The following is a 14,181-nucleotide window of genomic DNA, read 5'->3' as shown; positions in this document are numbered from 1 at the left end:
ACGTGGCAATGCTGGTTTAACAGCGGAGCTAGCGTGCAATCATGAAGAACGGCAAGTGTGCGCCGACAGCGCGCCGACCTAACCCGCGGCAAGCGCTTCCTCGACGCGGTTCATCTTGGGATCGATGAGGCGCGGACGGGCGCGGCGGTACCAGGCGTACGTTTCGGCCAAGCCCTCTCGCAGGTCGATGGCCGGGGCCAGGCCGAGTCGTGCGGCCCGACCGACGTCGAGCAGATAGGTACAGTCCCGGAACGGGAAGAACTCGCGCGGCTCCATGACGCCCCGGTAGTCGACCTCCTTGAAGCGCGGCTCCACGTCCATCGCCTCAGCGGCGGCCTCCACGAGCGCGGGCCAGCCGATCGGCTCGGGGTGCGCGCAGTTGAAAGCCTCCTCTTCGCCGTCGGCCTCGCGTAGCGCGAGACCGACAAGGAGGTTCACGAGGTCATCAATGTGCACGAACTGGGTTGTCGTACCGCCCTGCGGTACGGGCACCGCCTCGCCCCGCTCGAGGCGGTCGAACAGGTACGCTTCTCGGTACAGGTTGTTGCCCGGGCCGTACACGTAGGCGGGCCGCACGATAGACAGGGCGAAACCCTCCCACGATCGATGCTCCCGCAACAACTCCTCGGCCGCCAGCTTGTCCGTTCCATACCGACCCCACTGTTCGTTCTCGCCCTTCGGCGCGTCCTCGGAGAGCGGTGCGGAGGAAGGTTTGTACACGGCGCCCGAGCTCAGGAACACGTAGCGTGTTTCCGTACCGGGGCGCAACGCCTCGAGCACCGGCCTAACGTCGGCTATGCCATAGCCCGACACGTCGAATACCGCATCGAAGCGTTTCCCCTCCAGCTGCCGTAAACTCTCGACGTCCTTGCGGTCGGCCACGTAGCGCGCATGCAGGCCCTCGTAGTCCACCGGAAGCTTGCCACGCGTGAGGATGGACACGACGTGGCCGCGCGCGACCAGCTCCATTGCCAATGCGCGGCCGATGAACTGCGTGCCGCCGAGCACGAGCGCGTTCACGCCCTCGCTCCCCCGTCCGCGCTGGCCGCCTCGTTCGATCCTTCGGCATCGCGCGCGCCGAGCGACTGCGCTGCGCGACAGGAGGCTGCCACCCCGCCGAACGCCTCGCCGGCCACCTCCCTTTCGGCTGCATCGGGCGATTCGCTCGGACCACCCGCTCCGGCGTCCGTGCGCGCCGTCGTCCCGCTCGCATCGCCCGCTTTCTCCACCTGCACAGCGCACACTTTGTACTCGGGGGCCTTCGACACGCGGTCGAGGGCGGCTATGGTGAGCCAGTTGCTGTTGCCGTCTTGGAAGTGGAAGGGCATCCACGTCTGGCCGGGGTTCGTCTTGGGGGACACGCGGGCCGTGGTCTCAATGGCGCCGCGCCGCGACGACACGCGCACGCGGTCGCCGTCGGCTATGCCGCGGGCGGCGGCGTCGGCGTCGTTCAGCTCGATGAACGAGCTGCCGGACATCTCGTCCAAGCCCTCGGTGCGTCCGGTCATCGCGCGGGCGTTGTACTGGTACAGCACGCGTCCCGTCATCATGACCAAGGGATACTTGCCGTCGGGCAGCTCGGCGGACGGGCGGTAGTCCGGCGTGGAGAACGCGCCCACGCCCTGCGCGAACTCGTGCTGGTGCAGGATGGGCGTGCCGGGGTGCTCCGCATGCGGGCACGGCCACTGCAGGCCCCGGCCGGCCGCCTCGTCGCCGTCGAGGCGCGCGTGGCTCACCCCGCCGTACGAAGGCGTCACCGACGCGATCTCGTCCATGAGCGCCGCGGCGTCCATGCGCGGCTGCGCGCAGCCCATGCGGTTCATCACCTCGGCGAAGATGTCCGTGTCGAGGCGCGCGCCCGCCGGCCCCTCCACCGCCTTGCGCACGCGCTGCACGCGCCGCTCGGTGTTCGTGAACGTGCCCTCCTTCTCCGCGTAGCTGCGGCCGGGCAAAACGACGTCGGCGTACTTCGCCGTCTCGGTGAGGAACAGGTCGTCCACCACCAGGAACTCCAGCGCCTCCAGCGCTCGGATCACGTGGTGCGTGTCCGGGTCGGTGCGCACGGGATCCTCGCCGAACAGGAACAGGCCGCGCACGCGTCCTTTCAACATGGCGGGGAAGCACTCGGTGGCCTTGAGCCCGCGCTCGCGCGGCAGCGACGCGCCCCAGGCGCGCTCGAAACGGCGCACGGCCTCGGGGTCGGCGACCTTCTGGTAGCCAGGCAGGTCATCCGGCCCCGCACCCATGTCGCAGGCGCCCTGCACGTTGTTCTGCCCGCGCAGCGGGTTCACGCCGCCGCCAGGTTTGCCCAGGTTGCCGGTTATCATGGCGATGTTTGACAGCGCCATGACGCCGTCGGTGCCGGTGGAGTGCTCCGTCACGCCCAGGCAGTACACGATGGCGGCCGCCCCCGCCGAACCGTACATCTTCGCGGCGGACACGAGGTCGCGCTGGTCGATGCCGCATATCTCGGCCACGCGCGCGGGCGTGTAGTCGCGCACCGTGGCGGCCAGCACCTCGATGCCCTCCGTGCGCTCGCGCACGAACTCGTCGTCCACCAGGCCTTCGGCCAGCAGGATGTTCACGATTCCGTTGGCGAACGCCACGTTCGTGCCCGGCCGCAGCTTCAGGTGGATGTCGGCCTGCGCGGCCAGCCCGATGTCGCGCGGGTCCACCACGATGAGCCGGCAGCCCCGCTCCACGGCGGCGCGCAGCTGCATGCCGATGACCGGATGCGCCTCTTCGGGGTTCGACCCCACGAGCATGACGACGTCCGCCTTGCGCGTCACGTCGTCGATGGAGTTCGTCATCGCTCCCGAGCCAAGCATGGTCGCCAGACCGGCGACGGTGGGAGCGTGTCAAACACGCGCGCAACAGTCCACGTTGTTCGTTTGGAAGGCGATGCGCGCCATCTTCTGGAACAAGTAGATATCCTCGTTCGTAGAGCGCGAGCAGGCGAAGGCCGCAAGCGACCCGCCGCCGTGCTCGTCGCGCAGCTCCGTGAAGCGCCGCGCCACCACATCGAGCGCATCGTCCCACGTGGCCGGCTCAAGCTGGCCGGTGGCGGCATTGCGCACGAGCGGCGTGCGCAGACGGTCGGGCGCGTCGACGAAATCGAAGCTGCTCGAGCGCCCCTTCACGCACAGAAGCCCCTTGTTCGACGGCCCCGGCGCGCCCTCGGCGTCCACGATGCGGCCGTCCTTCACCACGAGATCCAGCTGGCAGCCCACGCCGCAGTGCGGGCAGGTGGTGCGCACGCGCTCCGTCTCCCACGAGCGGTAGGCGCCGCGGCGCTTCTCGGTGAGCGCGCCCGTGGGGCACGCCTGCGCGCAGGTGCCGCACGACTCGCAGTCGGTGGCGCGCCAGTCCTCGCCGAACGGCGCCTCGATGGCGGTGCGCACGCCCCGCTTGCCCGTGCGCAGCGTGTGGTTGCGCGCCGCGGCGTTGCAGGCGCCCACGCAGCGCTGGCAGCGGATGCACAGGTTCGGGTCGAAGGAGAGGAACGGGTTGGCGTCCAGCACGGGCCGCACCGGGCGCGGCTCGGGGCGCTCCGGCCCCTCCACGCCGTACTCTCGGCAGAGGGCGGCCAGCTCGCAGGCACCGTTCTTGTCGCAGGCGAGGCAGGGGGCGCCCATGCCGCGCCCGTGGTCGGCCATGAGCAGCTCGAGCGCGATGCGCCGATAGGTCGCCAGGCGCGGCGAGTCGGTGGTCACGGCCATGCCGTCCCACACGGCGGTCGAGCACGACGGCACCGGATGGTCCACGCCCTCCACGTCCACCACGCACACGCGGCACGCGCCAACGGCGCTCACGTCCTTCAGGTAGCAGAGCGTGGGGATGCGGATGCCCGCCTCCCGCGCCGCCTCCAACACGGTCGCGCCCTCCGGCGCCTCAAGCGCCGCGCCGTTTATCGTGATGCTAGGCATACTGGCTCCTGCCTCCCTCGGTCGATCCGCAGCCGAAGACGTCGCAGCGCAGGCAGCGCCCGCACTCCTGCACGACCTCCTCGCGGCTCATGCCCTCTTCCACGTCCAGGAAATCCCGCTTGCGCTCGCGGGCCGGGCGTTCCGCCAGCTCCACGCGGCCCTTGGGCGCGCGGTCGTTGGGCGCGGCCGCCGGGGCGTGCGCGTCGCAGGCGAGTTTGTGCGAATACCCCAAGTAGGCGTCGATGTTGCGCGCGGCGACCTTGCCCGCGCCGATGGCGCGGATCACCGTGGACGGGCCCGTCTGGCAGTCGCCGCCCACGAACACGTTGCCGAAGCCCTCGGCCGCGAGATGCTCGTCGGCGTCGAAGCGCCCCCAGGTGGTCTTCATCCCGAAGTCCTCGAACGGCCCCGCCTCGATGTCCTGCCCCACCGCGACGAGCACGACGTCGGCCTCGATGCGGCGCGGGGGCTTGTCGGCCGGCACGGGGGCCGGACGGCCGCCGCGCACGGGGCCGATCATCTGCGGCTGCGTGACGAGCGCGGCGCAGCGCCCGGCCCCATCCACCTCGATGGCCGCCGGCGCCTCGAGCGCGATCAGCTCCACGCCCTCGGCCACGGCGCTCTCCACCTCGGCCGGCAGCGCCGTCATGTCGCACCGCCGGCGACGGTACACCACCGATACCTCGGCGGCTCCGGCGCGCACGGCCGTGCGCGCGCAGTCCATGGCCACGTTGCCGCCGCCCACCACGGCTACCTTCTTGCCCGTGAAGTCGGGGTAATCGCCGTCGCCGATGGCGCCCAGCAGCTCCACCGCCGACATGACGCCTGCGGCGTCCGCGTTCTCCATCTTGAGCGTCTTGCCCGCCTGCGCGCCCACGGCCACGTATACGGCATAGTAGTTTTCGGCGATCTCGGCCATCTCGCGCGCGCCCACCGGCGTGTCGCAGAGCGCCGTGATGGAGCCGGCGGACAGGATGCCGCGGATATCCTCGTCCAGCCGCTCGCGCGGAAGGCGGTAGGCGGGAATGCCGTAGCGCATCATGCCGCCCAGCTGGCTGCGCGCCTCGAACACCGTCACGCGGTGCCCCATGAGGGCGAGGAAGTAGGCGCAGGTGAGCCCGCTCGGCCCGCCTCCGATGACGGCGACGTTCTTCGCGGTGTCCACGCTGTGCGCGGGCGGCGCCACCCGGTCGGCGGGGGCCTGGTCGACGGCGTAGCGCTTGATGCCGCGAATGTTGACGGGCGCGTCCAGAAGCGTGCGGCGGCACCGCGTCTCGCAGGGATGCTCGCACACGAACGCGCACGCCGTGGGGAACGGGTTGTCCTTGCGCACCAGGTTGACGGCCCCGGCGTAGTCGCCGCCCGCCACGAGCGCCAGGTAGCCGGGCACGTCCACGTGCGCCGGGCAAAGCGTCTCGCAGGGGACCGTCTGCCCCACGCCCTCCTGGCACGCGCCGCGCTCCACGTGGCTCGCGTACTCGTCGGCGAAGGCGTCCATGCCCTCGAGCACGGCGTTCGCCGCCTCGTAGCCGATGGCGCAGTCGGAGGTGTCGCGGATCATCTCGGCCAGCGCGCGGGCTTCAACGAGCACGTTCTCGTCGGCCTCGCAGGCTGCCACGCGCTCGAGCAGCGCCGCCAGCCGCGGCAGGCCGTCGCGGCACGGCACGCACTTCCCGCACGTCTGCGCCGCCCCCGCCTGCAGAAGCGCGAGCTGCGCCACGACCGGGCACGTGCCCGGCGGCATGGCCTCCACGCGCCGCGCGTATTTCTCGACGTAGGCGGCCAGGCGCTCGTCGTCTTTCGCCCTGGGCGCCACCGATAGCTTCGCCAATGACCCTCCCCCGCTCGCATGCGATCACTGCATTCCCGCATCATAGCAGAGCGCTGCGCAATGGGAGCGGGCCGCCATCAATTCTCGACGGCGGACACCGCGGCCTTCATAGCGCGCACATAGGCGGCCACCGGCTCCACGCAAGCGCGGCCGTGCTCGGCGACCAGGCGCACGATGGCGCTGCCCACGATGGCGCCGTCCGACACGGCCGCCATGGCGGCGGCCTGCTCGGGCGTGGCGATACCGAAGCCCACGGCGCACGGGATGTCGGGCCGCGCCCGCCGCACGCGCTCCACCAGGGCCGCCACGTCCGTGGCGATGTTCTCGCGCGCGCCCGTCACGCCGAGCGACGACACGCAGTACACGAACCCTTCGGCCTCGCGCGCTATCATCTGCACGCGTTCGTGCGACGTGGGCGCGACCAGCGACACGAACGCAACGCCCTCCGCACGGCAGGGAGCCGCGAACTCCTCCTTCTCCTCGAAGGGGATGTCGGGCAGGATGAGCGCGTCCACCTCCGTCTCGGCCATGCGGCGCGCGAACCGCTCCGCTCCGAACGAGAACGGCACGTTGGCGTACGTCATGAACGCGAGCGGCACGTCCGTGCGCTTCCGCACGCGCCCCACCAGCTCGAACACCTGGTCGGTGGTCACGCCTTTGGCGAGCGCCCGCAGGTTGGCGGCCTGGATGACGGGCCCTTCCGCCGTGGGATCCGAAAACGGGATGCCCAGCTCCACCAGATCGGCCCCGGCCCCGGCCATGGCCACCACCAGCTCCTCGGTGGTTTCCAGATCGGGGTCGCCACAGGTGACGAACGGCACGAACGCCTTGCCGGAGGCGAAGGCGCGCGCGACGCGGGCGGCGCCCGACGCGGCGGCGGACGCGCCTCCCGGCTGGGCGGCCGGCGCTTGGATGCTACTCATGGAGGTCCTCCCCTCGATAGCGGGCTATGGCGGCGCAGTCCTTGTCGCCGCGCCCGGAGATGTTGATGACCATGATCTGGTCCTTGCCCATGGCGGGCGCGAGCGTGCGCGCGTGCGCCACCGCATGGGCCGACTCGATGGCGGGGATGATGCCCTCCATACGGCTCAGGTACTCGAACGCCTCCACCGCCTCGTCGTCGGTGACGGGCACGTACTCGGCGCGCCCCGCGTCGTGCAGGGCCGCGTGCTCGGGCCCCACGCCGGGGTAGTCGAGCCCGGCCGAGATGGAGTACACGGGCGCGATCTGGCCGTGCTCGTCCTGGCAGAAGTAGCTCTTCATGCCGTGGAAGATGCCGAGCCGCCCCGTGGCGATGGTGGCGGCCGTCTCGAAGCCGTCCACGCCGCGCCCGGCCGCCTCGCAGCCGATGAGGCGCACCGACGGGTCGTCGATGAAGTGGTAGAACGCCCCGATGGCGTTCGAGCCGCCGCCCACGCAGGCCAGCACCGCGTCGGGCAGGCGCCCTTCGCGCTCGGCCAGCTGCTGCTTGATCTCGCGCGAGATGACCGCTTGGAAATCGCGCACGATGGTGGGGAACGGGTGCGGGCCCATGACCGACCCCAGCACGTAGTGCGTGTCGTCGATGCGCGTGGTCCACTCGCGGAACGTGGCGGACACGGCGTCCTTGAGCGTGGCCGTGCCCTCGTCCACCGCGTGCACCTGCGCGCCCAAAAGGCGCATGCGGTACACGTTGAGCGCCTGGCGCTCGGTGTCCTCGCGGCCCATGAACACCTCGCACTCCATCCCCATGAGCGCCGCCGCGGTGGCGGTGGCCACGCCGTGCTGGCCGGCGCCCGTCTCGGCGATGAGGCGGGTCTTCCCCATCTTCTTGGCCAGCAGCGCCTGGCCCAGCACGTTGTTGATCTTGTGGGCGCCGGTGTGATTCAGATCCTCGCGCTTGAGGTACACCTTCGCGCCGCCCAGATCCTCCGTCATGCGCTCGGCGAAGTAGAGGCGCGAAGGGCGCCCCGCGTAGTTGTTGAGCAGGTCCGCGAGCTCTCGGTTGAACTCCGGGTCCTCCCGGTAGTGCGCGTAGGCCTCTTCCAGCTCGCCCACGGCGTTCATCAGCGTCTCGGGGATGTACTGGCCCCCGTGCACGCCGAACCTTCCTTTGGTCATCGTTGCTCCCTTGCTCTCGTCGTTTCCGCTTCGGGCGCGTCCGCGCCGTGCGCTTCGGCCACCGCCCGGGCGATCTTCTCGGGGTCCTTCGCCCCGTTCGTCTCAACCCCGCTGCTCAAATCCACGCCGAAGGGCCGCGCCGCCTCGACGGCCCGGGCGATGATGCCGGGCTCGAGCCCTCCCGCCAGGAAGAACGGCCGCTTGCAGGCGCGGGCGAGCTTCCAGTCGAACGTCCTCCCGCTGCCCGCGCCGCTGTCGAGCAGCACGTGATCGGCCGCGCTCGCCTCGGCGCGGGCGACATCCGCGGCGCTCGCCACGCGAAAGGCCTGCACGAGCGGCTTGTCGGTCAGCTCGCGCAGCGCCGACACATAGGCCGCGTCCTCGCTTCCGTGCAGCTGCGCCGCGTCGAGCGTGCCGTCGTTCAACAGCTCCGCCACCGTCGCCGCCGGCGCATCCACGAACACGCCCACCGCCTGGATGCCCGCGTCCAGACGCGCCGCGAGCGCGCGCACCTCGGCGGGCGACACGCTGCGGCGGCTGGCGGGCACGTCCACCACGAACCCGGCAAAGTCGGGTCGCGCCGCGTTCACGGCGTCCACGTCGTCCTCGCGCACGAGGCCGCACACCTTGATCCGCGTCATGAGCCCTCCCCTCGCAGCTCGTCCAACGCGGCGCGCTTGTCGGCGGCGCGCATGAGCGCCTCGCCCACGAGCACCGCTTCCACGCCGTCCTCGCGCAGGCGCGCCACGTCGGCGCGCGTGCGGATACCGCTCTCGGCCACGAACAGCGCCTCGGGGCCCGCGAGCGCGCGCAGCCGGCGGCTCGTGCCCAGGTCCACCTCGAACGTGGCCAGATCGCGGTTGTTCACGCCCACCACGCGCGCCCCGGCCGCAAGCGCCCGTTCCACCTCGCGCTCGGTGTGCGCCTCCACGAGCGCGGACAGCCTCAGCTCGTCGCAAAGCACCCGGTAGGCCGCCAGCTCCCCGTCGTCCAGGATGGAGCAGATGAGCAGCACGGCCTGAGCGCCCAGGGCCTTCGCGCCGTACACCATATACTCGTCCACCACGAAGTCCTTGCGCAGCACGGGGATGTCCACCGCGCGCGCGATCTCGACCAGGTACTCGTCGCGCCCTTGGAACCAGAAGGGCTCCGTCAAGCACGACACGGCCGCAGCGCCCGCCGCCTCGTAGTCGCGCGCGATGTCCACATAGGGGAAGTCGGGCGCGATAAGCCCCTTCGAGGGGGAGGCGCGCTTCACTTCGCAGATGAAGGAGATGCCGGGCCGCGCGAGGGCGCGCTCGAACGGGAGGGCGTCCGGCGCCTGCCCACGCGCCGCAGCGAGCGCGTCGGGCGCGGACGACGCGCTTCCAGACGTCGCGGCAGCCGCCCGCTCGGCCGTCGGCCGCCCCTCCGCCGCCCGCTCGGCCGCCAACCGCTCTTCGGCCGCGCGGCGCACTTCGGCCAAAGACCGCACGCGCTTCTCGTCCTCCACGCGCTCGCGCGTGCGCGCGGCGATCTTCTCCAGAATGCTTTCCGCGCCTGCGACGGACGGAGCACTCGGCCCGCCCGCGCCGCGTGCCGCGTCGACCGCTTCGAACGGCTCCGCGCTCATCGGTTGCTCTCCCGCGCGAACTCGTCGAGCTTCGCCAGCGCCGCCCCGGAGTCGATGAGCTCCTCGGCCCGGCGCACGCCCTGGGCCATCGTGTCCGCAACGCCGCCGATGTAGAGCGCCGCGCCCGCGTTCAAGCACACGGCTTGGCGCTTGCCGCCCCGCTCGCCGCCTTCCAAGATGGCGCGCGCGATGGCCGCGTTCTCCGTCGGCGTGCCGCCGACCAGCTCGTCTTTGGCGCAGCGCTCGTAGCCGAAGTCCTCCGGCGCCACCTCGTAGGACTGGAACCAGCCGTCGCGTATCTCGCACACGCTCGTGGGCGCGGACATGGATATCTCGTCCAGGCCGTCCTGTCCGAACACCACCATGCCGCGCGCCACGCCGAGTTTCGCCATGACCTGCGCGAGCGGCTCCACGAGCGCCTGCTCGTACACGCCCATGAGCTCGCGGTTCGCGCCCGCCGGATTCGACAGCGGGCCCAGGATGTTGAACACGGTGCGTATGGCCAGCTCCTTGCGCACCGGAGCCACGTACTTCATGGCTATGTGGTAGTTCTGCGCGAACAAGAAGCAGATGCCGATGTCGCCCAGAAGCTCCGTCGAGCGCTCGGGCGGCACCGCGATGTTCACGCCCAGCGCTTCCAGCACGTCGGCCGCGCCGCACTTCGACGAGGCCGCTCGGTTGCCGTGCTTGGCAACGGGAACGCCGCCTGCGGCTATGACCATGGCCGACGTCGTGGAGATGTTGAACGAGTTCGAGCCGTCGCCGCCCGTTCCCACGATCTCCAGCACGTCTTGGTCGTGCAGCAGCTTCACGCAATGCGCGCGCATGCCGGCGGCCGACGCGGTTATCTCGTCCACCGTCTCGCCCTTCATGGCCAGCGCCGTCAAGTACGACGCCGTCTGCACGGCGCTCGTCTCGCCGCTCATGATCTCGTTCATCACCTCCTCCGCCTCGGCGTAGGTCAAGTCCTCCTTGCGGGACAGCTTGAGAATGGCTTCCTTTATCATCGTGCTCGACTTCCTTTCCGGTTCGTCGTTTTCCTCTGCCTTACGCCCGCCCGGCCAGCGCCAGGAAGTTCCCGACGATGGCGGCCCCGTGCGGCGTCATCACCGACTCGGGATGGAACTGCACGCCGAACACGGGCAGCTCGCGGTGCTCCACGGCCATCACCTCGCCGTCGGCCGTGCGCGCGCTCACGCGCAACGCGGACGGCAGCGTGTCCCCGTCCACCGCCAGCGAGTGGTAGCGTGCCACCGGGAACGTGCGGGGCAGGCCCGCGAACAGCACGCTCTCTCCCGTCGCCTCCACCGGCGACACCTTGCCGTGCATGAGCTCCTTCGCGTACCCCACCGTGGCGCCGAGCGCCGCGCAGATGGCCTGGTGGCCCAGGCACACGCCCAAGATGGGCACCGTGCCCGCGAAGCGCTCGACCGCCGCCATGCACACGCCCGCGTCCTCGGGGCGGCCGGGGCCGGGCGAGAGGACGAGGGCGTCCGGCGCCAACGCCGCGATGCCGTCCACGTCTATGGCGTCGTTGCGCACCACCTGTATGTCGGGGCGGACGGCGCCCGCCATCTGGTAGAGGTTGTAGGCGAAGCTGTCGTAGTTGTCCACGAGCAGGATCATCGCAGGCCCCCTTCCGCCGCGGCGAGCGCGTCCACCACGGCGCGGGCCTTGTTGCGGCACTCGGCGAACTCGGCGGCCGGGTCGCTGTCTGCCACGACGCCCGCGCCCGACTGCACGCACACGCGCCCGTCCTTCTTGTACGCCAGCCGTATGGATATGCACGTGTCCATGTTCCCCGTGAAGTCCAGGTACCCCACCGCCCCGCCGTAGATGCCGCGCTTCGCGCCCTCCAGCTCCCGGATGATCTGGCAGGCGCGCAGCTTCGGCGCGCCCGAGAGCGTCCCGGCCGGCAGGATGGCGTCGAGCGCGTCCACCGCGTCGCGGTCGGCGCGCAGACGGCCGCGCACCTCCGAGCCCAGGTGCATGACGTGCGAGAACCGCTGCACGGCCAGGTGCCGCTCCACGCGCACGCTGCCCAGCTCGCTCACGCGGCCCAGATCGTTGCGACCCAGGTCTACCAGCATGTTGTGTTCGGCCAGCTCCTTCTCGTCGGCCAGCAGGGCGCGCTCGTTGGCGGCGTCCTCCTCGTCGGTCGCGCCCCTCGGGCGCGTGCCAGCCAAAGGGAACGTGCGCAGCATGCCGTCCTGCAGCTTCGTCAACGTCTCCGGCGAGGCCCCCGCGATCTCCACGTCGTCGCTCGAGAAGTAGAACAGGTACGGCGAGGGGTTCGTCGTGCGCAGCACGCGGTACGCGTCGAACAGGCTGCCTTCCGCAGCGGCCGTCAACGGGTTCGACAGCACCACTTGGAAGATGTCGCCCTCGTGTATGTAGCGCTTCGCGCGCTCCACCATCTCGCCGTACTCCTGCTGCGAGAAGCGCGGGGCCAAGGGCTCGCGCAGGCGCAGGGGCGGGAAGTACGCCTTGGCGCCGCTCTCCAGCAGGGCCACCGTGTCTTGCAGGGCGGCGTGCGCCCGCTCGTAGGAGGCCTCGAGGCCCTCGGGGTCGTCCGTGCGCACGCCGCCCACCACGAGCAGCTTCTGGCGTGCGTGGTCGAAGGCGATCACCTGGTCGAACAGCATGAGGTCGACGTCGCGGAAATCGCGATCGGCCAGCTCGCCCGCGCGCAGGCGCGGCTCGGCGTACTTCACGTAGTCGTACGAGAAGTAGCCGACCAGCCCGCCGGCCAGAGGAGGCATGCCCGGCACCTGCGGGCTCTTGCAGCTCTCGAGCACCGCGCGGATGGCGCGGCCGGGATGGCCGGTTTCCTCAACCGTCTCGCGCAAGGGAGCGCCCTCGCGGCCCTCGCGTATGCGCAGCGTGCCGTTCGTGCAGGTGAGCTCGAGGGTGGGGTTGCATCCCAGAAACGAGTAGCGGCCCCACGCGCCACCCTGCTCGGCGCTCTCCAGCAGAAAGCAGTGGCAGCTCGCGGAACGCAGCGTGCGCATGACCCCGACCGGCGTGAACCGATCGGCCATGAGCTCGCAGCACACGGGCACGCGACGGTAGTCGCCGCCCGCGGCGATGGCACGCACCTCTTCGAGCGTTGGGTACATGGCCGGCACCTTCCTTCCGTCTTGGTCGGGAGGGCATGAAAAAAGCCCGTCCTCGACAAAACCATCATTGCCAAGGACGAGCTTGCTGCCCGCGGTGCCACCTTGTTTCACGGCTCGCGCCGTGCGCTTTGCGAGGTACCTTCATACCTCCGGCAACTGACGTATGCCCTCACGTCGCGAATACTGAGCCGGCGGAAGCCCGTTCCACCGCCGTTCACCGCGCCCTCCGTGGTCCATTTGGCAACCTGCGTTCGATCCGGCTCTCAGCCACCCGGACTCTCTGTGCGTGCACGGCTGCTTTGACTTCCACTTCAGCGGTTTCATTCAAAACTGGAGGCATCATACCCCCGCCCCCGCGCGTTTGTCAAACGAAAGAACAAGCGCGATGTGCATTCGACGCGCGTCCTTGACGAACCTCCGGCCTTGCAGTAGGTTCGATGCCGCACGCCGTCAACCACCGAGAGGAAGGCTTTCCCATGGCCAGAGCCGTCGACAATCGCAAGGTCGCCATCATCGGATGCGGGTTCGTGGGCTCCGCCACGGCCTTCGCCCTCATGCAGAGCGGGCTATTCACCGAGATGGTGCTCGTGGACGTGGATCGCGAGCGCGCCGAGGGCGAGGCGCTCGACATCGCGCATGGCATGCCCTTCGCCGGCCCCATGAACATCTACGCGGGCGACTACGACGACGTCGCCGACGCGGCCATCGTCGTCGTCACCGCCGGGGCGAACCAGCAACCGGGCGAGACGCGCCTCGACCTCGTGCACAAGAACGTGCGCATCTTCAAGTCCATCGTGCCCGAGATCGCGCGGCGCGACTTCCCCGGCATCCTGCTCGTGGTGTCGAACCCCGTGGACATCCTCACCCACGTGGCACTGAAGCTCTCGGGGCTGCCCGAGAACCGCGTGATCGGCTCGGGCACGGTGCTCGACACCGCACGGTTCAAGTACATCCTGGGCGAGCATCTGGGCGTGGACCCGCGCAACGTGCACGCGCGCATCATCGGCGAGCACGGCGACAGCGAGATCGCGGTGTGGAGCACGGCGAACGTCTCGGGCATCCCCGTGAACGACTTCTGCGAGCTGCGCGGCCACTTCGAGCACGAGGAGGCCATGGAGCGCATAGCCGAGGACGTGAAGAACAGCGCCTACGAGATCATCGCGAAGAAGAAGGCCACCTACTACGGCATAGCCATGTCGGTGAAGCGCATCTGCGAGGCCATCGTCCGCGACGAGAAGCCCATCCTGCCCGTGTCGAACTACCAGCACGGCGTGCACGACCTGAACGACGTGGTGCTGTCGATGCCGGCCGTCGTGGGCAAGGACGGCATCGAGTACCAGGTGCCGGCACCGCTGTCGGAGGGCGAGCTGGCAAGGCTGCACGAGTCGGCCGACGCGCTGAAGAAGGTTATGGCGGAGTTGGATTTGGGGTAACTCGGGAAGCGGCTTGCACGCAAGACGGGCTCGCTCGTGCGACAGAAAGCTCGGCTAGAGCGATCCGCAAGCGATCCCCCGCCTTCGCTCGTCCGCACACCCCAAGCGCAGGCGCCGCCGGAACGCGCCGAGCCGCCTTTTGCACAAAAATCACCGACGT

The 14,181-nt window shown here is 70.2% G+C and carries 10 protein-coding genes and 1 pseudogene; 1 reads left to right on the top strand and 10 read right to left on the bottom strand.

From position 1 onward, the window contains the following. Positions 1–78: 78 nt before the first annotated feature. The 10 genes and pseudogenes from HCH03_RS10370 to HCH03_RS10325 form a co-directional block, all read right to left on the bottom strand. Entirely contained in the window at positions 79–1,020 is a 942-nt protein-coding gene (locus HCH03_RS10370) for an NAD-dependent epimerase/dehydratase family protein (protein ID WP_221689447.1), read from the bottom strand. A 197-nt stretch (positions 1,021–1,217) separates the two neighbouring features. Further along, positions 1,218–3,926: pseudogene (gene fdhF / locus HCH03_RS10365) on the bottom strand (formate dehydrogenase subunit alpha); the annotation flags it as partial. Further along, complete coding sequence (locus HCH03_RS10360; protein WP_221689446.1) at positions 3,919–5,757, bottom strand: NAD(P)-binding protein; 1,839 nt, start codon at positions 5,755–5,757, stop codon at positions 3,919–3,921. The pseudogene fdhF and the gene HCH03_RS10360, both read right to left, overlap by 8 nt. A 77-nt stretch (positions 5,758–5,834) precedes the next feature. Next, positions 5,835–6,680, bottom strand: coding sequence for a tryptophan synthase subunit alpha (gene trpA, locus HCH03_RS10355; protein ID WP_221689445.1), 846 nt, complete (start codon positions 6,678–6,680; stop codon positions 5,835–5,837). Continuing rightward, a complete protein-coding gene (gene trpB, locus HCH03_RS10350) occupies positions 6,673–7,857 on the bottom strand; it encodes a tryptophan synthase subunit beta (RefSeq protein ID WP_221689444.1) in 1,185 nt (394 codons plus the stop codon). The genes trpA and trpB overlap by 8 nt, the downstream gene beginning before the upstream one ends. Further along, complete coding sequence (locus tag HCH03_RS10345) at positions 7,854–8,498, bottom strand: phosphoribosylanthranilate isomerase (protein WP_221689443.1); 645 nt, start codon at positions 8,496–8,498, stop codon at positions 7,854–7,856. The genes trpB and HCH03_RS10345 overlap by 4 nt, the downstream gene beginning before the upstream one ends. Continuing rightward, a complete protein-coding gene (gene trpC / locus HCH03_RS10340) occupies positions 8,495–9,469 on the bottom strand; it encodes an indole-3-glycerol phosphate synthase TrpC (protein WP_221689442.1) in 975 nt (324 codons plus the stop codon). Before trpC ends, HCH03_RS10345 begins: the two co-directional genes overlap by 4 nt. Further along, positions 9,466–10,476 carry an anthranilate phosphoribosyltransferase gene (trpD, locus tag HCH03_RS10335; protein WP_080142219.1) on the bottom strand — a complete coding sequence of 337 codons (1,011 nt, stop codon included), beginning with the start codon at positions 10,474–10,476 and terminating at the stop codon, positions 9,466–9,468. The genes trpC and trpD overlap by 4 nt, the downstream gene beginning before the upstream one ends. A 40-nt stretch (positions 10,477–10,516) precedes the next feature. After that, positions 10,517–11,095, bottom strand: coding sequence for an anthranilate synthase component II (locus HCH03_RS10330; protein ID WP_221689441.1), 579 nt, complete (start codon positions 11,093–11,095; stop codon positions 10,517–10,519). Beyond that, a complete protein-coding gene (locus HCH03_RS10325) occupies positions 11,092–12,588 on the bottom strand; it encodes an anthranilate synthase component I family protein (protein WP_221689440.1) in 1,497 nt (498 codons plus the stop codon). The genes HCH03_RS10330 and HCH03_RS10325 overlap by 4 nt, the downstream gene beginning before the upstream one ends. A gap of 476 nt (positions 12,589–13,064) precedes the next feature. Here HCH03_RS10325 and HCH03_RS10320 point away from each other — a divergent pair, with 476 nt between their 5' ends. Beyond that, positions 13,065–14,021, top strand: coding sequence for an L-lactate dehydrogenase (locus HCH03_RS10320; RefSeq protein WP_221689439.1), 957 nt, complete (start codon positions 13,065–13,067; stop codon positions 14,019–14,021). Positions 14,022–14,181: the final 160 nt, after the last annotated feature.

Source organism: Gordonibacter massiliensis (ex Traore et al. 2017) (genome assembly GCF_019731765.1).
Lineage (GTDB): Bacteria > Actinomycetota > Coriobacteriia > Coriobacteriales > Eggerthellaceae > Gordonibacter > Gordonibacter massiliensis.
This window is presented reverse-complemented; position numbering and strand designations above follow the sequence as displayed.